Raw genomic sequence first — 26,841 nt, 5'->3', positions numbered from 1 at the left:
TCGGCTCTTCGCGCGAGCGCTCATCGCAGAAACGCCGCCGCGACGCCCGCGTCGACCGGCACATGCAACCCGGTGGTGTGCGAGAAATCCGAGGTGCACAGCGCGAACGCGGCGTTGGCGACGTTCTCCGGCAGCACCTCCCGCTTGAGCAATGTGCGCTGCGCGTAGTACTTGCCGAGTTCCTCTTCCGGAACGCCGTAGACCGCGGCACGTTTCGCACCCCAGCCGCCGGCGAAGATGCCCGATCCGCGGACCACGCCGTCGGGGTTGATGCCGTTGACCTTGACGCCGTGTTCGCCGAGTTCGGCGGCGAGCAATCGGACCTGGTGGGCCTGATCGGCCTTGGTCGCCGAGTACGCGATGTTGTTCGGGCCGGCGAACACCGAGTTCTTCGACGAGATGTAGATGATGTCGCCGCCGAGGCCCTGGTCGATCAGCGCCTTCGCCGCGGCCTTCGACACGAGGAACGATCCGCGGGCCATCACGTTGTGCTGCAGATCCCAGTCGTCGGCGGTGGTTTCCAGCAGCGACTTCGACAGGGACAGCCCGGCGTTGTTCACCAGGATGTCGATGCCGCCGAAGGCCAGGACGGTGGCGTCGATCGCGGCCTGAACCGCCGCCTCGTCGGTGACGTCGGCGGCGATACCCACGGCCACATCGGTGTTCCCGATCTCTTGGCTTATCTCGGATGCGGCGGCCTCAGCCTTCTCGGCGTCCAGGTCGGCGATCACCACGCAGGCACCTTCGGCGGCCAGCCGCGTCGCGATCGCCTTGCCGATGCCCGATGCCGCACCGGTCACCAGCGCGATGCGGGTGGCCAGCGGTTTGGGTTTGGGCATGCGCTGCAGTTTTGCCTCTTCGAGTGCCCAGTACTCGATGCGGAACTTCTCGGCCTCGTCGATCGGCGCATAGGTGGAAATCGCCTCGGCACCACGCATGACGTTGATCGCGTTGAGGTAGAACTCGCCGGCCACCCGCGCGGTCTGCTTGTCCTTGCCGTAGCTGAACATCCCGACGCCGGGGATCAGCACGATCGCCGGGTCGGCACCGCGCATCGCCGGGCTGTCGGCGGTGGCGTGCCGCTCGTAGTACGCCCGGTAGTCGGCGCGGTAGGCGTCGTGCAGTTCGGCCAGCCGGGCTTTCGCGTCGTCGATCGACGCGTCGGCGGGCAGGTCGAGCACCAGCGGTTTGACCTTGGTGCGCAGGAAGTGGTCGGGGCAGCTGGTGCCGAGGGCGGCGAGTCGCGAATGCTCACTGCCGGCGAGGAATTCGAGCACCCGCGGATCGTCGGTGAAGTGGCCGACCTGGGGTTTGTGCGTGGACACCAGGCCACGCAGGAACGGGGCGAGTGCGGCGGCCCTGGTCCGGCGCTGCGGGTCGGGCAGGGCACCGTAGCCGTCCAGCGGTGCGCCGAACGGGGCGCTGCGGCCGTGTTCGGCGATGTAACGTTCGGCCGTCTCGATGATTTCCAGCGAGTGCGCCTCGGCCTGCGCCGACGTGTCACCCCACGCGGTGATGCCGTGCCCGCCGAGGATGGTGCCGATGGCCTGCGGGTTGGACCGTTTGATCTCGGCGATGTCGAGTCCCAGCTGGAAACCGGGGCGCCGCCACGGCACCCACACCACCCGGTCGCCGAAGATCTGCTTGGTCAGCGCCTCGCCGTCGGCGGCGGTCGCGATCGCGATGCCCGAATCGGGGTGGAGGTGGTCGACGTGGGCGGCGTCGACCAGACCGTGCATGGCGGTGTCGATCGACGGCGCGGCGCCACCGCGGCCGTGCAGGCAGTAGTCGAACGCCGCGACCATCTCGTCCTCGCGCTCGACGCCGGGGTACACGTCGACGAGCGCGCGCATCCGGTCCAGCCGCAGCACGGCCAGGCCCTTCTCGGTCAGCGTGCCGAGGTCGCCGCCGGAGCCCTTGACCCACAACAACTCCACCGGATCACCGGTGACGGGGTCGGTCTCGGTGCCCTTGGCGGAGGTGTTGCCGCCGGCATAGTTCGTGTTCTTCGGGTCGGCGCCCAGCCGGTTGGAGCGCTCGATCAGTTCGGTCACGGTGGTGTTCACGATCTATGCTCCCCAACTCGATTGTGTGCCGCCGACGCGGGCGGCGTTGATGGTGTCCTGGTAGCCCGACTCGGCGAACGCCGTCATCGGGTCGGCGGGCAGTCCCCGCTCCGTGCGCCACTGCGCGAGCTGCGGCCGCACGTCGGTGTAGAACGCGTCCATGAAGATCGCGTTGGCGCCCAACACATCGGAGGCCTCCTGCGCCGCGGCCAGCGCATCGGTGTCGACGAGCAGGGCCCGCGCGGTCATCTCGAGCACGTTGAGCACCGACCGGATCTGGCCGGGGATCTTCGCTTCGATGTTGTGACACTGGTCGAGCATCAGCGCCACACCGGAGTTCGCATCGAGCCCGCCGCCCCGCACCACCTCGAACATGATGCGGAACAATTGGAACGGGTCGGCCGCACCCACGATGAGGTCGTCGTCGGCGTAGAACCGTGAGTTGAAGTCGAACGAACCGAGCCGGCCCAGCCGCAGCAGCTGCGCCACGATGAACTCGATGTTGGTGCCCGGCGCGTGGTGGCCGGTGTCCAGGCAGACCATGGCCCGCTCCCCCAGCGCGCTCACGTGCGCATAGGACGTTCCCCAGTCCGGCACGTCGGTCATGTACATCGCCGGTTCGAAGAATTTGTACTCCAACACCATTCGCTGCTGCGGGCCGATGTGCTGGTAGATCGCGGCCAGCGATTCGGCCAGCCGGTCCTGGCGGCCCCGGATGTCGCCCTGGCCGGGATAGTTGGTGCCGTCGGCCAGCCACACCTTGAGGTCGCGCGACCCGGTCTCGTTCATCACCTCGATGCAGTGCAGGTGGTGGTCGATCGCCTTCTGCCGCACCGCCTTGTCGGTATGGGTCAGGCTGCCGAACTTGTAGTCGTCGTCCTGGAAGGTGTTGGAGTTGATCGTGCCCAGCTCCACCCCGTGCTCGTGGGCGTACGCCGACAGCGCGGCGTAATCGTCGACGGTGTCCCACGGGATGTGCAGGGCGACCCTCGGCGCCAGGCCGGTCATCTTGTGCACCATCGCGGCGTCGGCGATCTTCTCCTGCACGGTGCGCGCGGTGCCCGGGGTCCCGAAGACCTTGAACCGGGTGCCCGAGTTGCCGAACGCCCATGACGGCAGTTCGATCTCGAGGTTGTCCAATATCGGATTCATGGTGTGACAGCTGCTTTCTCGACGGCACCCGGTGCCACGGGTGCGCCGTAGCGTTCGGCTTCGATCTGTTTGAGGGTCTTACCCCGGGTCTGCGGCGCCCACACCGCACCGATGACCAGGGCGACGGTGAGCAGGCCGACGAGCAGCAGACCCACTCCGGTGAGCCCGGTGACGGCGAGCATTGTCGGGAAGAAGTAGGACAGCAGGCCGGTGGCGGTCCGCACCACGAAGAACATCACGCCCTGCGCGCTGGCGCGGTACGGCGTGGCGAACAGTTCACTGGTCCACAGGCTGTAGAAGGCCTGCGCGCCGATACCGCTGGAGACACCCCAGAGCACCGCGAAGATCAGCATGGTCGGGACGCCGTTGTCGGTGAACGCGACCAGCACGATCCACCCGACGATGCCGAGCGCCGCACCGATGACGTAGAGCAGCCGCTGCGACATCCGGTCGGCGAGCCCCATGAATCCGAAGTACGTGGCGGCCACCGTGCAGCCCCAGACCAGCACCTGCAGCAGGTTCTGCTGAACGGCGCTGTGCAGCCCGGCGGTGTCGTACACCCGCGGCATGAAGATGCCGGCCTGTCCGGCGACGGTGTTCCAGAACAGGTAGATGCCGCCGAGGAAGAGCAACGCGGTGATGTTGACCCTGCGCGAGAACAGTCCGCGCAGGCCGCGGACTCCGACGGCCGAGGCGACCTGCGCCGACTCGTGTTTGCCCTCGTCCTGCCAGATCTGCGATTCCTCGAGGCCCTGCCGCACCCACCACACGATCGCCGCGACCACGAACAGGTGGGCGAAGATCAACCGCGAGCCGAGCAGTCCGAGCGGGGCGAGCGCGGCGGCGAGCGCGAACCCGATCAGCGGCCCGGTCGACCATGCCAGCTGCGCGGTGCCGACGTGTTTGGCCCGCTGCACCGACGGCGCCTGCTCGGCGATGTAGGTCCACGAGGCGGGCACCCCGGCACCGACGGCGATGCCGGTGACGATGAACGCGATCAGCAGCATGGTGAAGTTCACCGCGCATGCGGCCACCAGCACACCGGCCATGTAGACCAGCAGATCGTAGGTGTAGATCGCCTTGCGTCCGAACCGGTCACACAGCGGGCCGCCCAGGATCGCACCGATCGCGGCGCCGAAGGCGTTGGCGCTCAATGCCGCAAGCAGACCGACACCGAAGTTGCTGATGCCGAATTCGGCCTGCCAGAAACCCAGGCTGGTGGCGATCGCGATGATCGACCCTGCCTCGATGTAGTTCGACATCGCGACGGAGATCGTCGCCTTCCAGCCTGTGGTGGAGCGCGCTCCTACTTTCACGGCAGTCCTCGGTCTCTTGTTCAGGGTAGGTGGAAGTACGACGGCAGCACACGCATCGCGTGATCCGGTCTGCTGTCGAAGTAGTCGGCCATGGTCGCCTGCCACCGGTCGTTGACCTCGGTGGCGGCCATGGCCGCGGTGGCGGCGGCGTGATCGTCGGTTTCGAAGTAGCCGACCACCAGACCGTCCTCGGCGCGCAGGAACAGCGAGTAGTTGCGCCATCCGGCCTGGCGCAGGGCTTCCAGCATCTCCGGCCACACGTGCTCGTGCGCGGCGAGGTAGTCGTCGATGCGGTCACGCTTGAGCTGGAGCAGGAAGCAGACGCGCTCGGTCGTCTCCGCCATGACACTCCCTCGTGATTTGAAACGTTTCAACACGTGACTGCGCTCACAGTAGGGGACGCCGCGGGAGAGAGTCAAGATTCGCGGCTAGCCGGTCAGGCCGAGCACCCGCAGCGCGTTGTCCTTGAACACGAGGCGGCGCACCGCGGGGTCCACCCCGAGTGCGTCGAAGTCGCGCCGCCACCGGTCGAGCTGGATGTACGGGTAATCGGTGCCGAACAGCACCTTCGTGCGTAGTTGCCGACCGATCGCGGCGACCAGCTGCGGCGGGAAGTACTTGGGGCTCCAGCCCGACAGGTCGATGAAGACGTTGGCCTTGTGCGAGGCGATCGAGATCTGCGCGTCCACCCACGGCACCGCGGGGTGGGCCATCACGATCGTCAGCTCAGGGAAGTCGGCCGCCACGTCGTCGAGCAGCATCGGGTCGGAGTACCGCAGTTTGATGCCGTGCCCGCCGGGCAGCCCGGCCCCCATCCCTGTCTGCCCCGTGTGGAACAGCGCGGGCACTCCGGCACCGGCGATCGCCTCGTAGATCGGATAGAAGCGGCGGTCGTTGGGCTCGAAGGCCTGCATGCTCGGATGGAACTTGAAACCCTTGACGCCGTAGTCGCGCACCAGTTCGTGCACCCGGTGCACGGCACGCCGTTCGTGCCACGGGTCGACACTGCCGAACGGGATCAGCACGTCGTTGTTGCGCACCGCGCCGGCGATGAGGTCTTCGATCGAGTTCGGGACGTGGCGCATCGCGGTGCGGGCGTCGATCGTGAACACCACCGCGGCGGTGTTGTGGCGCCGGTACTGATCGGCCAGCGCGTCGACGCTCGACAGTGCGCCGGCCTCCAGCCTGAAGTACGCGGCGGTCGCCTCGACCAGCGCATCGTCGTAGGCGCGGTGGCCGTGGCCGTCGACCTCGACATGGGTGTGGAAGTCGACCGCGTCGACGTGGGCGAAATCGATGCCGTATTCGTATCGTCCGGTCGCCATGAGCGCGAGACTACGGTTGTTGACTCCGAATCCGCGGAAATCCGTCAACAACCGTAGTTTCGCCGCGTCAGTCAGGCAGAGGTCTCGGGCGCGTAGCCGAGCGCGGCCTTGATCTCGAGGAACTCGTCGAACGCGAACTGACCCCACTCGCGGCCGTTGCCGCTGCGCTTGTAGCCGCCGAACGGGGCGCCCATGTCGAAGCCGTGGTTGATCGCCACCGAACCCGCGCGGATCCGGCGCGCCACCTGACGGGCCGTGTCCAGGTCGGCCGCCGACACGTAGCCCGCCAACCCGTACTCGGTGTCGTTGGCGATCTCGATCGCCTCGTCGAGATCGTCGTACCCGAGGATGCACAGCACCGGCCCGAAGATCTCCTCACGCGCGATCGTCATGTCGTTTCTGACATGTGCGAACACCGTCGGCTTGACGTAGTAACCCTTCTCGAGACCGTCGGGGCGCCCGGGGCCGCCGATCGCGACCGTCGCCCCCTCGTCGATCCCTTTCTGGATCAGGCCCTGGATCTTGTCGAACTGGGCCTTGGACGCCACCGGGCCGATCGCGGTCTTGTCGCTCGGGTCGCCGACCTTGACCGCACCGGCGGTCTGCTTGGCGATCTCGATGGCCTCGTCCATCCGTGAGTTCGGCACCAGCATGCGCGACGGCGCATTACAGCTCTGACCGCTGTTCATCATCATCACGCTGACTCCGGCGGCCACGCTCTTGGCGAAGTCCTCGTCGTCGAGCACGATGTTGGGACTCTTCCCGCCGAGTTCCTGCGTCACCCGCTTGACGGTCGGCGCCGCGTTGCGCGCGACCTCGATCCCGGCGCGTGTCGAACCGGTGAACGACACCATGTCGACGTCGGGGTGGCTGGACAGCGGTGCGCCGACGCCGGGTCCGTCGCCGTAGACCAGGTTGTACACGCCCGCGGGAACGCCTGCGGCGTCGATGATCTCGGTGAAGATCTGCGCCGAGTACGGGGCGACCTCCGACGGTTTGAGCACCATCGTGCACCCGGTGGCCAGCGCCGGGTACACCTTGCACGCGATCTGGTTGATCGGCCAGTTCCACGGGGTGATCAGCCCGCAGACGCCGACCGGTTCCTTCACCACCAGCGTGGACCCGTGCTGCTCCTCGAACTCGTAATTCTTCAGCACGTCGATGGCCGTCATCAGGTGTCCCAACCCCAGGTTCACCTGCGGACCCGATGCCAGCGACGCCGGCGCGCCCATCTCCTCGTTCACCGCGTCGGCGAGGTCACCTGCCCGCTTCTGGTACTCGGCCAGGATGGCCTGCAGCAGGTCGAGCCGCTCCTCGCGGGTGGACTGCGACCAGGTCGCGAACGCGCGCCGGGCCGCGCTGACCGCCAGATCGACATCGGCCGAGGAGCCCAGCGCGATCTTGCCGGAGACCTCTTCGGTGGTCGGGTTGTCGACCTCGAGGGTGTTCGGACGCAGCGGCTCGACCCACTGGCCGTCGATGTAGAACTTCAGATACTCACGCATGAGCCCACTCTCTCTTAGTTCGCGCCGCTACTGGGTGCCTTCGGCGTACCAGGTGCGGAATCGGTCGTACTTCGGCATCTCCTCGGAGTTCGCCTTCGGGTCGATGCAGACGTGGACGACGGCGGTCTTGCCGCTGGCGTAGGCGCGCTGGATGGCCGGACCGATCTCGTCCTCCTTCTCGACGTACTCGCCGTGACAGCCGAAGCCCTCGGCGACCTTGTCCATCCGGACCTCTTTGCTCCAGTGCACCCCGGGTTGGGGTGACGGCTGCTCGAAAGTCCGCTTGTAGACGCCGACTTCGAGACCCCACTGGTGATCGACACCGACCACGCACACCAGCGGCAGCCCTTCGCGGGCGGCGGTCTCCAGTTCGGCGATGTGGAACAGGAACGCCGAATCGCTGGTCAGCAGCATCACCGGCCGCTTGCGTCCCTCGGCGACCGACGCGCCGACCGCGTACGGCAGACCGGTGCCGAGGTGGCCGAAGTTCTGATTCCAGATCACGTCGCGCGGTTTGGCCTGTGAATAGGTCCACTGGAAGATCACGGTGGCGCCGCCGTCGCGGACCATGATGCCGTCCTCGGCGTACTCGTTGAACGCCTTGGTCGCCTCGACGACGAACCGGGCGGGGTGCACCGGGGTGCGACCGGCCGGGGCCTCGTCGGCCACCCTCGCGATCTCGGTGGCGTCGGCCTCGATCAGGGAGGCCAGGTTCGGCGACGCGCTGCGCGGGGTGTCGCGCAACGCCGCGACCAGCTGCGGCACCACCCCGCGCAGGTCGCCGACCAGCGGCACGTCGAACTGCCGGTTGACGCCGATCGCGGCGGGATCCTGCTCGACGTACACCCATTTGCGGTTGGCGTCGTTACCCGCCCAGTGCTGGGTGCGGCCGTAGTGCATGGGCTCGCCGAGCTCGGTCCCCAGCGCCACGCACAGATCGGACTGTTCGACGGCCTCGTTGGCTGCCGGCGAGAACAGGTACGGGAACGTGCGGTCCTCGAGACCGGGGATGTAGGAGGTGCCGCCGGAGGTCTGGATCACCGGGCAGGCCATGAGTTCGGCGAGCTCCCTGACCTGCTCCTGCGTGCGTGAGGTGTGCACGCCGTGACCCACCAGCAGGATCGGGTTCGTCGCCGCGCGGATCAGTTCGACCGCCTCGGCGACCTCCCGCTCCCCCGCCCCCTGGTTGACGAGCCGATAGCGATTGGGTGGCAACGGGTCCGGCACGTCGAGTTCTTCGAGGATGACGTGCGACGGGAACTCGATGTAGCTGGGTCCCGGGGTTCCCGACATCGAGCGGCGGATCGCCTCGCGGATGATCTCGTCGGTCTGGTCGGCATACTCGATCGAGCTGCTGTACTTGACCGATGGCGCGAAAAGCCCCTCCTGTTGGACGAATTGGATGCGTCCGCGGCGCACCCGCCGCTCGGTGATGCGGGCGCGCTGACCGCCGAGAAAGATCACCGGCGAGTTCTCCACCAGCGCGCACATCATCGCACCGGCGATGTTCGCGACACCCGGCCCCAGCGTGCCGATGCACAACCCCGGCTTGCCGGTCATTCGCGACGCCGCCTCTGCCATGAAGCCGGCGCTCAGCTCATGGTGCGGCGCCACCACCGACCAGCCGCGGGCGTCGGCTTCGGTGAACATGTGCACGAAGTTCGGGTCGGGGATGCCGAACAGCGTGTTGACGCCCTCGGCTTCGAACAGGTCGAGGATGCGTTTGTAGACGGGGACACCCATAGCGAGACTCTCCTTAGTTCCCATAGCGTCGAGCGAGTTGTCTGCGGTGTGCCGCAGGAGATCCGAACATGGAGCGGTTGAGCGCGGCCCGTTTGAGATACACGTGGATGCCGCTCTCCCAGGTGTATCCGATACCGCCGTGCAGCTGCATGGCCTTGCCGGCGATGCCGACCGCGGCGCTGCACACGTGCGATTTGGCCATGGCGGCAGCGGTTGTCACGTCACCGGAGTCGGTGGCGACGGCGTCGACCGCCGCCTCGACGAGTTGGCGGCACACCTCGATCTGCACCAGCATGTCGGCGCAGGCGTGTTTGACGGCCTGGAACGATCCGATGGGCCTGCCGAACTGGTGGCGCACCTTGGCGTACTCGACGGTCGCCGACAGCATCGCCTCGGCGAGTCCGAGGCTGTCGCAGGCGATCGCGACCGCGGCGCGGTCCCGCAGCGTCCGGGCGGCGTGGGGGCCGACCGGCAGTACGTTGGTGACCTCGACGCCGGCGGCGGTGACGACGGCCAGCCGCCGCGTCTCGTCGAGCACCGGCTGCGGCGTCACGGTGGGGACCGCCTCGACGAGGACGTCGCCGGCGAGCAGCAGCAGGCGGTCGGCCCCTACGGCGTCGGGCACGAACTCGGCGCGCCCGCGCACCCGCCCGTCCTGGTGCGAGAACCCGTCGATGACGACCGCGCTGCGGACGGTGCCCGCCGCGGTGCCGGCCAGGAGCTCGTCACGAATCCGACTGGGCGTTAGGAGATTCAACGCACCGACGGCGAGCACCGCGCTGCCAAGGTGGTCGGTGGTACCGGCGGCTCGGCCGATCTCGGCGCAGATCACGGCGGTCTCGGCGAACGTCGCCCCGGCGCCGCCGAGGTGTTCGGGCACCTCGAGACCGGTCCAGCCGGCGCCGGCGAGCACCGGCCAGTCGACCGCGCCGTCCTTGGCCAGCAGATCGCCTGCCACCGAACGCAGTTCGTCGTGGAATTCCCTGAAGCCGGTCATCACACCGCGCTCGGTTCCCGAGGCAGGCCGAGGCCGCGTTCGCCGATGATGGTGCGCTGGATCTCACTGGACCCGCCCGGGATCGTCCATTCCCAGGAGCCGATGAAGTCCAGCAACCAGGACCCGGACTCCCATCCGCTCGACATCGGCTTCGACAGCTCTGTGTGCGTGACGAGGCCAACGGTCTCGGCGGCGAAGTCGGTGAGCCGCTGCAACAGCTCGCTGTAGTAGAGCTTGACGATCGAGGCGTCGGCGGGCCCGGGATCGGTGTTCTCGACGACCTTGCGGCACAGTCCGCGCAGCCCGGTGATCTCACATTCGAACTGCGCCAACCGATCGGCGACGATCGGATCGTCGACCGGACTGTGCTGCACCAGTCGGCGGAAGCCCGCGTTGGCGAGGCGTTCGGCCAACTCCAGCATCGTCATGCCGCGTTCGGCGCCCAGGGTGGCCTGCGCGACCTGCCAGCCGGTGTTCTCGGCGCCGACCAGGTTGGCGGCAGGCACCACGACGTCGCTGAGGAAGATCTCGCAGAAGTGGGAGTCGCCGACGGCGTTGCGGATCGGCCGCACCTCGACACCCGGTGTGGTCATGTCGAGCAGGAAGTAGGAGATGCCTCTGCGTTTGGGGGCCGCGGGGTCCGTGCGGGCCAGCAGCAGGCACCAGTCGGCGTGCATACCGCCGCTGGCCCAGAGCTTCTGGCCGTTGACGATGAACGTGTCACCGTCGCGGCGGGCGGTGGTGCGCAGGCTCGCGAGATCGGAGCCCGCCTCGGGTTCGGAGAATCCCTGCACCCAGATCTCGCCGTCCAGGATCGCGGGCAGGTGTCTGCGTCGTTGGTCTTCGGTGCCCGCGACCAAAAGCGTCGACGCGGCGTGGTGGATGCCGACGAACGCCAGCACCAGCCGGGGCGCGTCGTGGGCCGCCAACTCCTGGTACAGCACGATCTGCTCGGCCACCGAGAGCCCGCCACCCCATTCGGCCGGCCAGTGCGGGACCGCGTAGCCGGCGCTGTGCAGTTCGGCGAACCACGCCTTCTGGAAGCGGACGAACTCCTCGTCGGTCACCCCGGTCTGCCGCTGTCGCCAGTCGGCCGGGATGTGCTCGGCGCACCAGGCGCGCACCTCGCTTCGAAAGTCCTTGACGCTCATGTCGACACTCGCAGTCGCTCCATCACCCGCGCCACGGCGAGTCCGTCGTCGAACGACGGCGAGATCTGCGCGCCGGTCCGCAGCGCCTCGGCGATCTGGGTGAAGAAGGTCGTCAACGCGGGGTCGGGCCGTCCGGGGCGGTCGAATTCGACGGTCTGCGGATCACCGTCGGCGGTGCGCAGCACCAGCCTGGTGTCGGCGGTCAGCTCGATCGAGCCGTCGGTGCCCAGCAGCACCGCGCGCGGAGTCGTGGGCGTCGCGGTCGCGAATCCGGTGTCGTGCGCCGCGGTGGCGCCGTTGTCCAGCAGAAACCAGGCGGCGTAGGCGTCTTCGGCGGTGGCCTGCTTGAGCACCCCGTCGGCGTCCGGATGGATCGGCTCGTCGATGCGGGTGACGCCACCGCAGTCGACGATCTCGCCGCCCAACAGCCAGCGGGTGTAGTCGATCAGATGCGAGCCGTAGGCGCCGATCCAGCCGCCACCGAGATCCGCGTCGTTGATCCACCCGAACCGGCGCCCGCGCAGCCCGCTGCCGAACCAATTCCAGCTCAGGTGGGTGAGGGTGCCGATGGCCCCGGCTTCGGCGAGTTCCTTGACTCGCGCCCATGATTCACGGCACCGGAACTCGAAGTTGAGGAAGTGCAGGACACCGGCGTTGCGGGCGCGTTCGACCATCTCTTCGGCCTCGTCGGCCGTGCGGCCGAACGGCTTGTCGCACAACACCGCATGCCCGGCGTCGAGCGCGGCGGCGACGTGGTCGAGGTGCAGGAAGGGCGGCGAATGCACCGACACCAGGTCGATACCCGATGCGAGGCCTCGCCGGATCGCGGCATCGTCGCGGGGGCTGACGACCTCCACCTCGAATCCGGCGCTCTCGTACGCCGGGGCGGCGGCGTGCTTGCCGAAACCGGTACCGATGACGAGGACCCTCATGCGTACAGCCCCGTCAGCCCCCGCGGGCCGGCGCTGCGCGTGAGCTGCGCGCGGGTGGCCGACAGGCCGAGCGGCAGGCGGCGCAGCGGTTGGCTGTGGCGTGACAGCCAGGACAGTGTCGTCTCGTCACAGAAGCCGACCGCGCCGTGCAGCTGGTGGCATACGCGGAACACGACGTCGGCGGCCTCGATCACCGCCATCCGGAGGGCCAGCGCATCGTCGAGCGCTTCGGGGCGGCCGGTGGCGATGCTCCACAGCGCGTACTTCGCCAGGATGTCGACCCCGCTGCGTTCGACCTCCGCGTCGGTCAGCTGGAACTGCACGCCCTGGAACGACGACAGCGTCTGGCCGAACTGTTTGCGCAGCGTGACGTGTGCCGTGGTGAGCTCGATCGCCCGGTCGAGCATACCGAGCAGCGTCCAGCACGGCAGCGTGAGCCCGAGCGCGACGTCTTCCGTCCCGGCGTCGTCGACCGCGGCTAGTTCCACATCGGTGACGAACGCCGGACCGCCTGGACCCTGCCCCGTCACCATACTGCGGTGCCCGTTCAGTGCCACTGCCGCCCAACGGGATTCGAGGCCTGCCAGCGTTCCGGCCGGGCGGCTGCCCGCGACGACGAGCAACCCGTCCGCGTCGAGGTCGTCGGGTCGGGCGAGCCGTTCGGCGACCGGGTACGGCAGCGCCCAGTGGCCGGCGCTGCGGCACAACGCCGCGGCCGCCTCCAATTGTTCGGCGTCGGCGCGGACGTCGAGGTCCCAGGCGCCGAGTTCGGCCAGCACCGGGCCGACGAGCGATTCGCGTTCCGCCGGTTTGGCTTCCGCGTGCTGCACGAGCAGGTCACCGCCGGCGGCATCGAACGCCCGCAGGGCCTGGCGCCCGTACTCTGCGGCGTCGTCGCCGAGATCGAGGATCATCGGGCCGCCGCCAGCAGGGCTCGCGAGAGCAGGATGCGCTGCATCTCGATGCTGCCCGACGACACGGTCGCGGCCTGCGAGTACCGCCAGTGGTCCTCGACCTCGCCGAGAAACCACGCCGATCGGGGGGCGTCGTGGGACACCTCGGCGGCGATGTCCATCAGCACCTCCGCGCTGTCCTGGTCCAGTCTGGTGACCGCGATGCGGTATGCGGCGGCGTCCCCGGGCTGGATGCGACCGCTGTGCTGCAGCGACACCACCCGGTAGGCCATCAGGCGAGCCCGGCGGCAGTGCGCGAGCATGCGCACCCATCGGCCGCGCAACTCCTCGGGCAGGTCGTCCCACCGGTCCGCGAGAACCGTTGGCGCAGCGGCGAGAAGACGTTCGCACCGCGCGTAGCGGGCGATGCCCACCCGTTCGAACGCCATCACATCGCCCACGATCGACCAGCCGTTGTCGACGGTGCCGAGCACGTCGGCGTCGGTGACCCGCAGATCGTCGAAGAACACCTCGTTGAGGTGATGCGGGCCCAGCATGGTGCGGATCGGCCGGACCTGGATCGCCGGATCGTCCATCCGCACCAGGAAGATCGTCAGGCCGTTCTGTTTCTTCGGGGCTGCCTCCGATCCCACCTTCGACGTGCGGGCCAGCAGGAAGCACCACTGCGCCATCGTCGCGTAGGACGTCCAGATCTTCTGCCCGTTGACCAGCCAACCGTCGTCGTCGCGTCGCGCCGTGGTGCGCAGCGACGCCAGGTCCGACCCCGCCTCGGGTTCGGAGAACCCCTGGCACCAGATCACCTCACCGCGCGCGATCGGCGGCAGATGCCTGCGCTGCTGATCTTCGGTGCCGTGGCGCATGATGATCGGCCCGACCCAGTTGACGCCCATGTACTGGGCGCCGCGCGGTTCGTGGTGTGCCCACATCTCTTCGCGGACGACGGTCTGCTCCCAGATCGACGCTCCCCCGCCGCCGAACTCCGCCGGCCACGCCAGGCACAGCAACTCGCGCTCCGCGAGCAGGCGGCAGAACCGTTGCGCGGTCTCGAGATCGGCCGGGTCGTCGGTGAACGCGCCGAGGAAGTGTTCGGGGACATGCTCTTTGACCAGCGCCCGCAGGTCGGTGCGCAGCTGTGCGGCGGCGGGGCCCATGTCGAAGTCGAGGCTCATCCGGCCCCCTGGGCGCCGACACTACGGTTGTTGACCAGTTCGGCCGGATTTCCGTCATCAACCGTAGGCTCGGCGCGGGGCAGGCCGAGTTCGTTGAGCACCGCCGCGGTATCCGCGCCCAGTTCCGGGGCTGGCCCGTGGACGTGTCCCGGGGTGCTCGAGAACCAGGTGGGGACACCGGGGAACCGCACCGGGCCGTGCGGGGAGTCGACGGTTTCGAACATCCCGACCGCGTTGAGGTGCGGATGGTCGAACAGCGCGTCGGGTGACTGGATCGGTGCGGCCGGGATCTCGAGTTCCCGGAACAACGCCAGCCACTCGTCGGTGGTGCGCTCCTTGAGCGTCTCGGCGACGAGGCCGTAGACGGTGTCGATCTGTTTCGCCCGCCGCTCGAGCGTGGCGTACAACTCGTCATTCCACACCGGTGAGACGGCGTTGACGAACGCGTTCCAGTGCTTGTCGTTGTAGATCAGCACCGCGATGTAGCCGTCCTTGGTCTCGTACGGCCTGCGGTTGGGCGCCACGGTCCGCGGATACACCGCGGGCCCGAGCGGGGGGTCGAACATGGCGCCGTTGGCATGTTCGACCAGCATGAAGGCGGCCAGCGTCTCGAACATCGCGACCTCGACCTCCTGGCCCTCACCGGTGCGCTCCCGGTGGAACAGCGCCATCATCGTGGCGTACAGCGCGGTGAGCCCGGCGACCTTGTCGGCCATGATGGTTCCGACGTAGTTCGCCTCGCCGGTCAGCTGTTCCTGCACTGCGGGGATGCCGCATTCGGCCTGGATCGTGTCGTCGTAGGCGGGCAGATCGCGGTCGGGACCGCGGTGCCCGTAGCCGTAGCAGTTGGTGTAGACGATGTTCGGGTTCAGCGCCGCGACATCGGCGTAGGCGAAGCCGAGTTTGGCGATCGCCTTGGCGCGCATCGAGTGGATGAAGACGTCGGCGCCGGCGATCAGTGCCCGCAGCGCCGCCTTGCCGTCGTCGGTCCGCAGGTCGAGCACGACGCTGCGCTTGCCGCGGTTGACGTTGACGAACACCCCGCTCATCCCCGGCGCGGGTCCGACCGAGATGAACCGGGTGTTGTCGCCTTCGGGTGGCTCGACCTTGACGACGTCCGCTCCCATGTCGGCCATGATCTGAGTGCAGTAGGGACCCATGACCATGGCGGTCAGATCGACGACGCGGACGCCTGCCAGCGGGCCGCTAACCACTGCTCACCGCCGTCATCGCGAAGCTGTAACGGATGTGGTCGTTGTGTCCGTCGGGCACCACCGGGAAGACGACGGGCTGCGATCGGTCGCGGATGGCGTCGAGGTTGTGGGCCACGTCCTCGACGGTCCACGACGGCCGGTGCACACCCGGCGACTCGGCGATCACCGCCGTCGCCACCCGCCCGGCCAGCGCGATGAACATCTCTCCTGTCACCGAACAGGTTTCGTGGGCCAGCCAGCCGACGGTCGGCGCCACCAGCTCCGGATCCATCGGCGGATACGCCGACGTGTCGATGCCCTCGGCCATCCGGGTGACCGCGGCGGGCACGATGACGTTGCTCGTCACCCCGTGCTCGGCTCCTTCGAGGGCGGCGACATTCGACAGCCCGATCACCCCGGCCTTGGCGACCGCGTAGTTGACCACGCCGTGGTTGCCGTAGAGGCCACCGATCGACGAGGTCAGCACGATCCGGCCGTAACCGGCGTCGCACATCACCGGAAACGCCGGCCGCACCACGTGGAAGGCGCCCCGCAGGTGGACGTCGAGGACCGCGTCGAAGTCCTCGTAGCTGATCTCCCGCAGCGCGCCGCGCCGCACGTTGCCCGCATTGTGGACGAGGATGTCGAGGCGCCCGAAGGCGTCGAGCGCGGTGTCGACGATCGCCGCGCCGCCGGCCGCGGTGGCCACCGAGTCGGTGCTCGCCACCGCCGCACCGCCCGCGGCGACGATCTCGGACACGACGTCCTGCGCCGGGCCGGCGTCGCGGCCGTCGCCGGTCAGACTGCCGCCCAGATCGTTCACGACCACCTTCGCCCCGCGTGAGGCGAGCAGCAGCGCGTACGCCCGGCCGAGGCCGCGCCCGCCGCCGGTGACGACGGCGACGCGGCCGTCGTACCTGAGCTCACTCATGCGCCGACTGCACGGTTGGTGTACGCACATGCCGAGTGGGGACGCCAACAACCGTGCGCTCGGCGCTATCTGAGGACAAGGCCATCCATATCGCCCTTCTCGCGCCAGCCCGCCAGCAGATCGCCGAACGCGTAGAACCCGGGTCCGTACGGTTCGCCGAGGTGTGAGCGCAGACCCTCTCCGCCGCCACCGCCTTCGTTGTTGTAGTAGCCGGGCGTGCAGGAGGCGTCGAACGCCGAATTGTCCACGGCCGTCTCCTTGACGGTCCGGCACCAGGCGTCCTGCGCGTCCTGCGTCGGCTCGACGACTTCGGCGCCCCGCGAGAGCGCTTCGGCGATGACGTAGGCGATGTGCTCGCCCTGCAGTTCGTAGTTCGCGGCGATGTTCGCCGAGATGCCGACCTGGGTGAACCCGGTGAAGAACTGGTTCGGGAAGCCACGGCTGGTCATCCCGTGCAGCGTCTTGTACCCGTCGCGCCAATAGTCGTAGAGCGACAGGCCGTCGCGGCCCTCGATGGCGTCGATCGAGTACCGCCTGCTGATGTCGGTGGTGATCTCGAAGCCGCTGGCGTAGATGATGCAGTCCACCTCGTACTCGACGCCGCCGGCGACCAGCCCGTTCTCGGTGACCTTCTCGACGCCGCGGGAATCGGAGACGTCGACCAGCGTGACGTTGGGCCGGTTGAACGCAGGCAGGTATTCGTCGTTGGACAGCGGCCGCTTGCACAGGAAGCGGTAGTACGGTTTGAGCGCCTCGGCGGTCTGCGGATCCTCGACGAGCGCGTCGATGCGGCGGCGCAGCCGCTCCATCAGCTTGTAGTCCTCTTCCTCGCGGATCGCCATGAACTGTTCGGGGGTCAGCGACGCCGGGTCCTCCAGCGCCATGACGCGCGCGGCGGTGTTGCGGCCGAGTTCGGTCCAGAAGTCGCACACCAGATCCGGCTGCCCCGGCGCCATTCCCTCGAACGTCCACGCGTGGAAGTTGCGCTGCCGCTCCTTCTGCCAGCCCGGCTGCAGCGACTTCACCCATTCCGGATCGGTGGGCGCGTTGTTGCGTTCGTCGACGGTCGACGGGGTGCGCTGGAACACGTACAGATGTCCGGCGTCGCGAGCCAAGAACGGCACGATCTGGATCGCCGTGGCACCGGTGCCGATCACGGCGACCTTCTTGTCGGCGAGTTTGTGCAGGTTGCCGCTCGTGTCGCCGCCGGTGTAGTCGTAATCCCAGCGCGACGAGTGGAAGGCGTGGCCCTTGAAGTCCTGAATCCCCGGAATCCCAGGCAGTTTGGGGCGGTGGAACGGGCCTGAGGCCAGCACCACGAACCGGGCACGGATGTCGTCGTCGCGGTTGGTGCTGATCCGCCACCGGTGAATCTCGTCGTCCCAGCGCAGATCCCGCACCTGGGTGGAGAAGATCGCCTTGTCGTAGAGACCGAAGTGCTTGCCGATGTTGCGGCAGTGCTCGTAGATCTCGGCACCGTCGGCGAACTTCTTGCTCGGCATGAAGTTCAGCTCTTCGAGTAGCGGGATGTAGCAATAGGATTCGTTGTCGCACTGGATGCCCGGGTACCGATTCCAGTACCAGACGCCGCCGAAGTCGCCGCCCAGTTCGATGATCCGCACGTCGTCGACGCCGGCCTTCTTCAGGTGGGCCGCCGACAGCAGTCCGCCGAATCCGCCGCCCAGCACCGCGACGTCGATGTCCTCGTGGATCGGATTGCGAGGCTGCACCGGCGTGTACGGGTCGTTCTCGTAGTAGCCGGCGAACTCGTCGGTCAGCTCGACGTACTGTTTGGACCCTTCAGGGCGCAGCCGTTTGGCGCGCTCCTGTGCGTACTTCTCGCGCAATGCGTCGATGTCGAAGTCGTCCGGGGTGTCCGTGGGGGCACAGGTGGTCATATGTCTCCTTCGTGGGCGATTTCGGCGTGTTTGGTTGCGTCCAGCGCGACGAACTACACCGAAATCACAGTTGTCGGGGTTCGCCGGTGCCCATGTACTTCGACAGTTGGTGGTGCAGGTTGACGGTGCTGCGTTCGCGGTAGGGGTTGGGCAGGGTGCCGGGGAATCCCGCGGACTTCATGCCCTGCTGCACCGCGGCCATGTTGGAGAAGTCCTGCGGCAGCACCGACAGCCAGTTCGGGGAGTCCTTAGGGGTGTACACCCATTCGGTCTCCGGTTCTTGGCCTTTCGGGTAGAGCTCGAACACCGCCACCTCGAAGATGCACTTGTTCGGGTCGTAGCTCGGATCGGGCCGCGCGCTGTAGCACAGCGCGCTCGTCAGGCCTTGACCGATCTGGAAGTTCGGGAAGAGCTGCCACGCGGTGCCGCTCTGCCCGAGGATGTCGGCCGGGATGGTCGGCCAGATGACCCCCCGCGCCTCGTCGTCGCGCCGGGCCGAGGCCAGCCAGTGCTGCAGTACCTTGTCGGCGGGGGTGCCCTCGGGCAACTCGTCGACGAGGCGTTTGGCCGCGTTCACCAGCGTCTCGGTGGTGGTCGCGTTGGTCTGCTCCCAGGTGTACATCTGCATCTCCGCGGTGGAGACCCGGGGGTCATCGCCGGTGCCGAGGCGGATCTTGGACTTGGTCTCGTCCATGCCTTTTGGCGCGTCGTAACCGATGTTGCTGTGTCGGCCCTGCGCTTTGGCCCAGCCCTTGAACTCGCCGAACTTGTTGAACTCCGGGTGGGTGGTGAACACGTGGTAGGTCTCGTTGAAGGCTTCGAGCGCGACCTTCCAGTTGCAGTCGAAGTTCAGCCATTTGCGCCACTTGTAGCGCATGTTCTCCAGCCCGAACGGGTCGAGGATCTTGGCCGCGGGAAACAGGTAGTCCGCCAACGGTTCACAGTCGGGATCCATGTTGACGAACAGCCAGCCGCCCCACGTGTCGACCTGCACCGGCGCCAGATGGGTGTTGCGCGGGGTGAGCTTGCCCTGCCAGTCGTCCTGCTCGCGAATGTGGGTGCAGGTTCCGTCCAGGCCGTAGGTCCAGCCGTGGAATCCGCACACGAACGATTTGCGTGCGCGTCCGCGGGCGTTCTTGGCGCCCTCGGGAACGTCGATCAGCCGCCGGCCCCGGTGCATGCACACGTTGTGGTGGGCCGCGAACTCGTTCGGCCCGGTCCGCACCACGATGATCGAGTCGTCGAGGATGTCGTAGGTCAGGTAGCTGCCGACCTCCGGCAGTTCCTCGACCCGGCCGATCTGTTGCCAGACCTTGCGCCACAGCCTGTCGCGCTCGGCGCGGGCGTACGCCTCGGAGATGTAGGCCTCCACCCCGATGGTCATCGGCTCCGAGAGCTCTTCGGCCACTTCGATTTCGGTATCGGTCATCAGATCTCCTTGATCGCGGAGCGGAAGTTCTCGTCCTTGAGGAACAGCGACGTGTTGTCGGCGCCCAGGTGCGTCCACTTGAGGTCGAGGCCGCCGTCGACCAGCAGGGTCTGACCGGTGATGTAGCTCGACAAGTCCGAGAGCAGGAACAGGATCGCGTTGGCCTGTTCGGCGGGTGTGCCGCGGCGGCCCATCGCGATCGCGGTGCGGTCCCGTTCGGGGTCCTCGTCGACGTAGGTGGCCGAGGCGGCGGTCTCGGTGACGCCGGGGGCGACCGCGTTGACGCGGATGCCGTCGAGCGCCAGTTCGACGGCCATGGTGCGGGTCATCGCGACCACCGCCGCTTTGGCCGTGCCGTAGGCGATGTGGAACGGCGCGGTGTTCATCCCGCTGATCGAGGACACCGAGACGATCGAGCCGTTGCGGCCCTGGGCGCGCAACTCCCGGCTGACGGCCTGGCTCATGAAGAAGGCGGTCTCGAGATTGGCGGTGAACAACGCGCGCCAGTCGTCCCGGGTGACGCGGGTGGCCGGCATCCACGTCGCGGGTGCCGCACCGCCGGCGATGTTGACCAGACCGTAGAGGTCGCCGTCGGCGCGCCGGGCCTCGTCCAGGACGCGGGCGATGCCCTCGTCGGTGGAGGCGTCGGCCGCCACCGTGACGATCGACAGCCCCTTGGCGATCAGCGGGCCGATGTGTTGGTCGAGGTTGTCCTGCCTGCGGCTGACGGCGACGACGGTCGCCCCCGCAGCCGCCGCCCGTTCGGTGACGGTGGTGCCGATGCCGCCGCCGCCGGCGCCCGAAACGACGACGACGCGGCCGGTGAGGCCCAGGGATTCCTGCATCCGAACGCTTATTTGTCCGGACGACATACGGTGCTCTGCATATTGCAGAACACTATTCCGCAGGCTTTATCGGGCCGTCAAGGGTCGTCGGCGAGGTCTCTGCGCCTATTGTCTGGACTAGTCGAGATTGATAACGTCGCCAGCCATGACGTCGTCGACGGAGTCGCTGCAGGCCACCCGCTACCCCGGTGCGCATCCGGTCGTCGCCGAGGGCTGGCGCGTCGAACGGCTGACCGCGCCCAGCAGGCTGTTCGGCGCGAACGGCCTGCGCACCGGGCCCGACGGCCGCGTGTACGTCGCCCAGGTGACCGGTAGCCAGATCAGCGCACTCGACCTGGCCGGCGGGACGCTGGAGACGGTCAGCCCCAGGGGTGGCGACATCGTCGCCCCCGACGACGTGGCCTTCGGCCTGGACGGCGCCCTGTACGCGACCGAGGTGATGGACGGGCGGGTCAGCGTCCGCGACACGGGCGGTGGCACCCGCGTCCTGCGCGACGACCTGCCCTGCGCCAACGGCATCACCGTGCACGACGGCCGACTGTTCGTCGGTGAGTGCCGCGAAGGCGGACGGCTGATGGAACTCGACCACCACGGCGGCATCGTGCGCGTCCTCGCCGAGAATCTCCCGTCGCCCAATGCGATGGAGGTCGGTCCGGACGGATTCCTGTACTACCCGTTGATGACCGCGAACGAGATCTGGCGCATCGACCCCGACGGGGGTGAGCCACAGCGTGTCGCCGGTGACCTCGGGGTGCCCGACGCGGTGAAGTTCGACCCGCAGGGCAACATCGTCTCCACCCAGGTGGCCAGCGGCCAGGTGTTGCGCATCGACCCGCGCACCGGCGAGAGAACGCTACTCGCGCAATTGAATCCGGGTCTGGACAACCTGACCTTCGTCGGCGACCGGTTGTTCGTGTCCAACTTCACCGGCGAGATCACCGAGATACTGCCCGGCGGCGGCACCCGCACCACCCTGGCCGGCGGCTTGAACTGGCCGTTGGATCTGGCGGTCGGCGACGACGGCAGGCTCTACGTCGCCGACGGCACCTACTTCTACGCGCTGCAGGCCGACGGGTCGCTGCAGACGGTCGGCATGCTGTTCACCCCCGGCTACCCCGGCTTCCTGCGCGGGCTGGCCGCCGCAGGTGACGGCGAGTTCGTCGTCACCACCTCGGGTGGACAGGTCACCAGGTACCGGCCCGCGGCCGGGGAAAGTGACGTGCTCGCCGACGGTTTCGACCAGCTCTACGGCCTCGCGCTCGCGCCCGGAGACGCGGTGGTCTTCGCCGAACTCGGCACCGGGCGGGTGCTCTCGGCGCACGGCGGCAAAGTGGAGGTGGTGGCGTCGGATCTGCGCGAACCCGTGGGCGTGGCGATCGCCCCTGACGGCGCCCCGCTGGTCGCCGAGTCAGGGGCGGGCCGGGTGGTGCGCCTGGCGGGCGGCCACGCCGTCACCGTCGCCGACGGGCTGCAGCGGCCGCAGGGCCTGCTGGTCTCCGACGGCGTGCTCTACGTCGTCGACGCCGGCGCGAAGGAGGTGGTCGCCGTCGACATGAACAGCGGCGTCCGCCAGACGATCGCCTCCGGACTACCCGTCGGCCCACCGCCGGGCGTACACCCCAAACCGCTGCGCGGGATGCCACCGTTCTCCGGACCCCAGGGGCCGTTCGCGGGGATCACCATGGGGCCGGACGGTTCGCTGTACGTCTCCGCCGACGGGGACGGCAGTGTCCTGGCGTTGCGCCGGGACGCCGCGGGCGCATGAGCGTCACCCATCCCGAGCACCGCTACCTGCAGGTGGCGCGGACGCTGCGCAAGGAGATCGTCGACGGGGTGTACCCGGTCGGCTCGCAGCTGCCCACCGAACACGAACTGTGCGAGCGGTTCGAGGTGAGCCGCTTCACCATTCGCGAGGCGCTGCGCCGGCTGCGCGAGGACAACCTGGTGACGTCGCGTCCCCGGGCCGGAACGCTGGTCGTGCCCCGGCCCGCGGGGAACACCTACGCCCAGGACGTGATGTCGATCGACGATCTGCTGGCCTTCGCCGCCGGCGCGCAGTTCACGATCGAATCGAACACCACCGTCACCGTCGATGCCGCGCTCGCCGCCAAGACCCGCCTCGCCGTCGGCTCGGAATGGCTTGCGGTGCAGGGCTACCGCCAGGCGGACGCGACGTCCACACCGATCTGCCGCACCGAGTACTACATCAACCGCGCGTTCGCCGCGGTCGGCCGGCTGCTGCCCCGCCACACCGGCCCGATCTTCCCGCTGATCGAGGATCTGTTCGGGGTGAGCGTCGTCGAGGTGCATCAGGAGATCGCCGCGGTGGTGCTCGACGCCGAGTTGGCCGGCAAGCTCGGCGTCGACGCAGGCGAGGCCGCCCTGCAGATGCAGCGCACGTACATCACCTCCGACGGTGAGGTCGCGCAGGTCACCGTCAACACCCATCCGTCGGCGCGCTACCGGCACTCGATGACGATGCGCCGCGTCAAGGGCTGAGCGGTGCCCGACCCGTACGCCCGCGGCCTGTGGGTGCGCCACACCCTCGCCGACACCTTGCGCGACGCCGCGCGGGAGACACCGGACCGGGTGGTCCTCGTCGACGGGACCTGCCGGCTGAGCTGTGCGACCCTGCTGGAGCGCGCCACCGTCCTGGCGCAGGCGCTGACCGCGCGGATGCCGGCGGGCAGTGTCGTGTCGTTCATGCTGCCGAACTGGCATGAGGCCGCGGTGGTCTACCTCGGGGCGGCGCTCGCGGGCATGGTGGTCAACCCGATCCTGCCGTCGATGCGCGATCACGAACTGCGGTTTCTGCTCGACGACGTGAACAGCCGGATGATCTTCGTGCCCGCCCGGTTCCGCGACCATGATCACGCCGCGATGCTGCACCGGGTCACCACCGCACTCGACCGTCCGCCCGAGGTGGTGGTGGTGCGTGGCGCGGCGAACGGCCACACACCCTACGCGACGCTGTTCGACGATCCGCCGCCGTGCGCTCTGCACAGTCCGGGGGCCGACGAGGTGCGGATGGTGATGTACACCTCCGGCACCACCGGTCGCCCGAAAGGTGTTCTGCACAGCCACAACTCGATACACGCGCTGATCTGTCAGCTCCGCGACCACTGGCGGGTGCAACCCGGTGACACTTTTCTGGTGCCGTCGCCGATCGCCCACATCGGCGGGTCGATCTACGCGTTCGAATGCCCGCTGCTGCTGGGGACCACCGCCGTGCTGATGGACCGCTGGGACGCCGACGAGGCCGTCGCGCTGATGACCGCCGAGCACTGTACGCACATGGCGGGCGCCACCCCGTTCCTCGAACAACTGCTGGCGGCCGCGCAGCGGGCGGGCACCCGGTTGCCGAGCCTGAAGGTGTTCATCTGCGGCGGGGCATCCGTGCCGCCGTCGTTGATCCGGCACGCGACGGACTACTTCGAACGGGCAGCGGTCAGCCGGGTCTACGGTTCCACGGAGGTGCCGGTGACCACGGTCGGCGCCCTGGACGACGCCGAGCACGCCGCGGAGTCCGACGGCAGACCCGGCATCGCCGACATCCGGCTGGTCGACGGGGAGATCCGCGCACGCGGACCGCAGATGCTCGTCGGCTACCTGCACCCCGAGGACGAACGCGAATCCCTCGACGCGGACGGCTATTTCCGCACCGGTGACCTGGGCCGGTGGGACGGGGACCACCTCGTGGTGACCGGGCGCGCCAAGGACCTCATCATCCGCAACGGCGAGAACATCTCCCCGAAGGAGATCGAGGACCTGCTCGCCGGCGAGGCGGGCATCGCCGAGATCGCCGTGGTGGGCCTACCCGACGAACGCACAGGCGAACGGGCCTGCGCGGTGATCGTGCCGACAGAGCGGCCCGGCCCCGACGTGGGCGACCTCGCCCGCGTACTGCGGGCCCGCGGCGTCGCGACGTTCAAGATCCCGGAGCAGGTGGCGATCTGGGATGCGTTGCCGCGCAATGATGCAGGCAAAGTGCTCAAGCACCGGATCCGCGCGGTGCTGACGGACCGGAAGGTGGACTGAGATGCAGGTCGCGATTGTCACCGGAGCCAGCAGCGGCATCGGATTCGGCTGCGCGACCATGCTCGCCGAGGCCGGGATGGCGGTGCTGGGCACCGGCCGCGACGAGGACCGGCTCGCCGAATTGAGCGCCGCGGTCGGCGACCCCGACCGAATCGAGACACTCGCGGCCGACCTGACCGCCGACGACGGCCCGCAGCGGGTGGTGGCCGCCGCCGTGGATCGCTGGGGCCACGTCGACTTCCTCGTCAACAACGCCGGGGTGGGCAGCCCGAAACCGTTGCACGAGACCGACGACGAAACCCTGGACCACTTCCTGGGTTTGATGCTGCGCGCCCCGTTCCGGTTGGCCCGCGACGTCATCCCGCACATGGGCCCGGGCTCGGCCATCATCAACGTCACGTCGACGTTCGCGGTCGTCGGCGGCCTGCGCGGGGGTGCCTATTCGGCGGCCAAAGGCGGGCTCACGGCGCTGACCACCCACATCGCATGCCAGTACGGTCCGCAGGGCATCCGCTGCAACGCCGTCGCCCCCGGTGTCACGCTGACACCGATGGTGGCCCACCGCCTCGAAGACGAGCGGTTCCGCAAGATCAACACCGAGATGACCCCGCATCAACGGTTGGGCCGGGTCGAGGACATCGCCGCGACCGTGGCATTCCTGTGCTCCGAGGGCGGCAGTTTCATCAACGGGCAGACGATCGTCGTCGACGGCGGGTGGAGTTCGACGAAGTACCTCTCGGACTTCGCGCTGTCCTCGGAGTGGGTGGCGAGATGACCCTGTTCACCCTGCTCGACCAGGCCGCCGCCCGGTTCGGTGAGTGGGGTGCGCTGTATCACGGTGAGCAACAGGTTTGTACGTGGGCCGAACTCCGGGAACGGGCGCTGCGGCTGGCCGGCAGCTTTCGTGGTGAGCCGGGGACGCGGATCGCGGTCGCCTCGGAGAACCGGCCGGAGATCGTCGAGTTGATGTTCGGCATCTGGGCGGCGGAGTTCGTCCACGTCCCGATCAACTACAAGCTGCATCCGCGGGAGATGGCCGACATCGTCGCCGATTCCGGTGCCGCGCACGTCTTCGCGTCCCCGAAGATCGCCGCGCAACTCGACGTCGGGGTTCCCGTCGAGACGATCGGCGGCGAATCGTATGCGCAGCGCCACCACGCCGATCCGGTGACCCCGCCGGACACCGACCCGGCTGCGCTGGCGTGGCTGTTCTACACCAGCGGGACCACGGGCCGCTCCAAGGGCGCCATGCTGTCGCATCGCAACCTGATGGCGATGACGGTCGCCCACCTCGCGGATTTTGATGCACCCGACGCGAATTCGAGCCTCGTCCACGGCGCGCCGATGTCGCACGGGTCGGGTCTCTACATCCCGCCGTACGTGCTGCGCGGCGCCCGGCAGGTGATCCCCGAGTCCGGCGCTTTCGACCCGGACGAGTTCCTCGACCTGTGCGAGCACCACCCCGGGTGCAGCGCCTTCCTCGCCCCGACGATGGTGCAGCGTCTGGTGGCGACCGGCCGGCCCCGCCCGCGCCACCTGCGCACCGTGGTCTACGGCGGCGGACCGATGTACGTCGACAGGCTCAAGAAGGCGATGACGGCGTTCGGCCCGGTGTTCGTCCAGCTCTACGGTCAGGGCGAGGCGCCGATGACGATCACCGGGCTGCGCCGGACCGACCACCTCGACGCCGACGACGCCGTCCTCGGTTCGGTCGGTTATGCCCGGTCGGGGGTGGCCGTGGCGGTGGTGCGCGAGGACGGTTCACCGGCGGCGACGGGCGAGATCGGTGAAATCGTGTGCCGCGGAGACGTCGTCATGTCGGGGTACTGGAACAACCCCGAGGCGACCGCGGCCACGCTGCGGCGCGGCTGGTTGTACACCGGGGACATGGGGTCGTTCGACGACCGCGGCTACCTCACGCTGCGTGACCGGTCGAAAGACGTGGTGATCAGCGGCGGCAGCAACATCTATCCGCGCGAGGTCGAAGAGGTGCTCATCGAGCATCCGGGCGTCGCCGAAGCATGCGTGGTGGGTGCGCCCGACGAGGAGTGGGGTGAGGTCGTCGTCGCGTTCATCGTCGGCACGGCGGATCCGACGGAGCTCGACGCGCACCTGCTGACCCGCATCGCCCGGTTCAAGCGACCCAAACGATACGAGTTCATCGACGAGCTGCCGAAGAACAGCTACGGCAAGGTGCTCAAGCGGGAGCTGCGTGCGCAGTTGACGCGGTAGGCCGA

At 68.4% G+C, this 26,841-nt stretch carries 22 protein-coding genes; 5 read left to right on the top strand and 17 right to left on the bottom strand.

Annotated elements, in window-relative coordinates:
• Nucleotides 1–20: 20 nt before the first annotated feature.
• The 17 genes from G6N30_RS26115 to G6N30_RS26035 form a co-directional block, all read right to left on the bottom strand.
• Complete coding sequence (locus G6N30_RS26115) at nt 21–2,066, bottom strand: bifunctional aldolase/short-chain dehydrogenase (RefSeq protein ID WP_134056039.1); 2,046 nt, start codon at nt 2,064–2,066, stop codon at nt 21–23.
• 3 nt (nt 2,067–2,069) lie between these two features.
• A complete protein-coding gene (rhaI, locus tag G6N30_RS26110; protein ID WP_134056042.1) occupies nt 2,070–3,218 on the bottom strand; it encodes an L-rhamnose isomerase in 1,149 nt (382 codons plus the stop codon).
• Nucleotides 3,215–4,534 carry an MFS transporter gene (locus tag G6N30_RS26105; RefSeq protein ID WP_134056044.1) on the bottom strand — a complete coding sequence of 440 codons (1,320 nt, stop codon included), beginning with the start codon at nt 4,532–4,534 and terminating at the stop codon, nt 3,215–3,217. The genes rhaI and G6N30_RS26105 overlap by 4 nt, the downstream gene beginning before the upstream one ends.
• Nucleotides 4,535–4,554: 20 nt before the next feature.
• Nucleotides 4,555–4,878 (bottom strand): L-rhamnose mutarotase, encoded by a 324-nt coding sequence (locus tag G6N30_RS26100; protein ID WP_134056047.1) that lies wholly within the window; start codon nt 4,876–4,878, stop codon nt 4,555–4,557.
• A gap of 84 nt (nt 4,879–4,962) precedes the next feature.
• The gene (locus tag G6N30_RS26095; protein ID WP_134056049.1) at nt 4,963–5,859 is read right to left on the bottom strand and encodes an amidohydrolase family protein; all 897 of its coding nucleotides are present in this window, start codon (nt 5,857–5,859) and stop codon (nt 4,963–4,965) included.
• Nucleotides 5,860–5,930: 71 nt separating this feature from the next.
• On the bottom strand, nt 5,931–7,364 hold the full coding sequence (locus G6N30_RS26090) for an aldehyde dehydrogenase family protein (RefSeq protein ID WP_134056052.1): 1,434 nt from the start codon (nt 7,362–7,364) through the stop codon (nt 5,931–5,933).
• 27 nt (nt 7,365–7,391) lie between these two features.
• A complete protein-coding gene (locus tag G6N30_RS26085) occupies nt 7,392–9,107 on the bottom strand; it encodes a thiamine pyrophosphate-binding protein (protein ID WP_134056055.1) in 1,716 nt (571 codons plus the stop codon).
• Between the two features lie 13 nt (nt 9,108–9,120).
• Nucleotides 9,121–10,104, bottom strand: a complete 984-nt coding sequence (locus G6N30_RS26080) for an acyl-CoA dehydrogenase family protein (protein ID WP_134056058.1) — start codon at nt 10,102–10,104, stop codon at nt 9,121–9,123.
• Nucleotides 10,104–11,255, bottom strand: a complete 1,152-nt coding sequence (locus G6N30_RS26075) for an acyl-CoA dehydrogenase family protein (RefSeq protein ID WP_134056060.1) — start codon at nt 11,253–11,255, stop codon at nt 10,104–10,106. Before G6N30_RS26075 ends, G6N30_RS26080 begins: the two co-directional genes overlap by 1 nt.
• Nucleotides 11,252–12,187, bottom strand: a complete 936-nt coding sequence (locus G6N30_RS26070) for a Gfo/Idh/MocA family protein (protein ID WP_134056063.1) — start codon at nt 12,185–12,187, stop codon at nt 11,252–11,254. Before G6N30_RS26070 ends, G6N30_RS26075 begins: the two co-directional genes overlap by 4 nt.
• Nucleotides 12,184–13,101: an acyl-CoA dehydrogenase family protein gene (locus tag G6N30_RS26065; RefSeq protein WP_134056065.1), complete on the bottom strand. Its 918-nt coding sequence runs from the start codon at nt 13,099–13,101 to the stop codon at nt 12,184–12,186. Before G6N30_RS26065 ends, G6N30_RS26070 begins: the two co-directional genes overlap by 4 nt.
• Nucleotides 13,098–14,270 carry an acyl-CoA dehydrogenase family protein gene (locus tag G6N30_RS26060; protein ID WP_134056067.1) on the bottom strand — a complete coding sequence of 391 codons (1,173 nt, stop codon included), beginning with the start codon at nt 14,268–14,270 and terminating at the stop codon, nt 13,098–13,100. The genes G6N30_RS26065 and G6N30_RS26060 overlap by 4 nt, the downstream gene beginning before the upstream one ends.
• The gene (locus tag G6N30_RS26055) at nt 14,267–15,436 is read right to left on the bottom strand and encodes a CaiB/BaiF CoA transferase family protein (RefSeq protein ID WP_234880250.1); all 1,170 of its coding nucleotides are present in this window, start codon (nt 15,434–15,436) and stop codon (nt 14,267–14,269) included. Before G6N30_RS26055 ends, G6N30_RS26060 begins: the two co-directional genes overlap by 4 nt.
• A 40-nt stretch (nt 15,437–15,476) precedes the next feature.
• Nucleotides 15,477–16,394: an SDR family NAD(P)-dependent oxidoreductase gene (locus G6N30_RS26050; protein ID WP_134056073.1), complete on the bottom strand. Its 918-nt coding sequence runs from the start codon at nt 16,392–16,394 to the stop codon at nt 15,477–15,479.
• Between the two features lie 65 nt (nt 16,395–16,459).
• Complete coding sequence (locus tag G6N30_RS26045; protein WP_134056075.1) at nt 16,460–18,292, bottom strand: flavin-containing monooxygenase; 1,833 nt, start codon at nt 18,290–18,292, stop codon at nt 16,460–16,462.
• Between the two features lie 64 nt (nt 18,293–18,356).
• Entirely contained in the window at nt 18,357–19,721 is a 1,365-nt protein-coding gene (locus G6N30_RS26040) for an aromatic ring-hydroxylating oxygenase subunit alpha (RefSeq protein ID WP_134056078.1), read from the bottom strand.
• Entirely contained in the window at nt 19,721–20,566 is an 846-nt protein-coding gene (locus tag G6N30_RS26035; protein ID WP_134056081.1) for an SDR family NAD(P)-dependent oxidoreductase, read from the bottom strand. The genes G6N30_RS26040 and G6N30_RS26035 overlap by 1 nt, the downstream gene beginning before the upstream one ends.
• Before the next feature lie 145 nt (nt 20,567–20,711).
• On the opposite strand from G6N30_RS26035, the gene G6N30_RS26030 reads away from it, so the two are divergent.
• From G6N30_RS26030 to G6N30_RS26010, 5 genes are read left to right on the top strand one after another with little or no spacing between them, the layout of a single operon-like run.
• Nucleotides 20,712–22,331, top strand: a complete 1,620-nt coding sequence (locus tag G6N30_RS26030) for an SMP-30/gluconolactonase/LRE family protein (RefSeq protein ID WP_134056084.1) — start codon at nt 20,712–20,714, stop codon at nt 22,329–22,331.
• A complete protein-coding gene (locus G6N30_RS26025; protein ID WP_134056086.1) occupies nt 22,328–23,065 on the top strand; it encodes a GntR family transcriptional regulator in 738 nt (245 codons plus the stop codon). The genes G6N30_RS26030 and G6N30_RS26025 overlap by 4 nt, the downstream gene beginning before the upstream one ends.
• Nucleotides 23,066–23,068: 3 nt before the next feature.
• Nucleotides 23,069–24,604, top strand: a complete 1,536-nt coding sequence (locus tag G6N30_RS26020) for an AMP-binding protein (RefSeq protein ID WP_234880208.1) — start codon at nt 23,069–23,071, stop codon at nt 24,602–24,604.
• Nucleotide 24,605: 1 nt separating this feature from the next.
• Nucleotides 24,606–25,379: an SDR family NAD(P)-dependent oxidoreductase gene (locus G6N30_RS26015; RefSeq protein WP_134056089.1), complete on the top strand. Its 774-nt coding sequence runs from the start codon at nt 24,606–24,608 to the stop codon at nt 25,377–25,379.
• Nucleotides 25,376–26,836 carry an acyl-CoA synthetase gene (locus tag G6N30_RS26010; protein ID WP_134056092.1) on the top strand — a complete coding sequence of 487 codons (1,461 nt, stop codon included), beginning with the start codon at nt 25,376–25,378 and terminating at the stop codon, nt 26,834–26,836. Before G6N30_RS26015 ends, G6N30_RS26010 begins: the two co-directional genes overlap by 4 nt.
• Nucleotides 26,837–26,841: the final 5 nt, after the last annotated feature.

Source organism: Mycolicibacterium litorale (assembly GCF_010731695.1).
GTDB classification, from domain to species: Bacteria; Actinomycetota; Actinomycetes; order Mycobacteriales; family Mycobacteriaceae; genus Mycobacterium; species Mycobacterium litorale.
The sequence above is the reverse complement of the archived record's forward strand: the minus strand, read 5'-3'. Positions and strand labels throughout refer to the sequence as shown.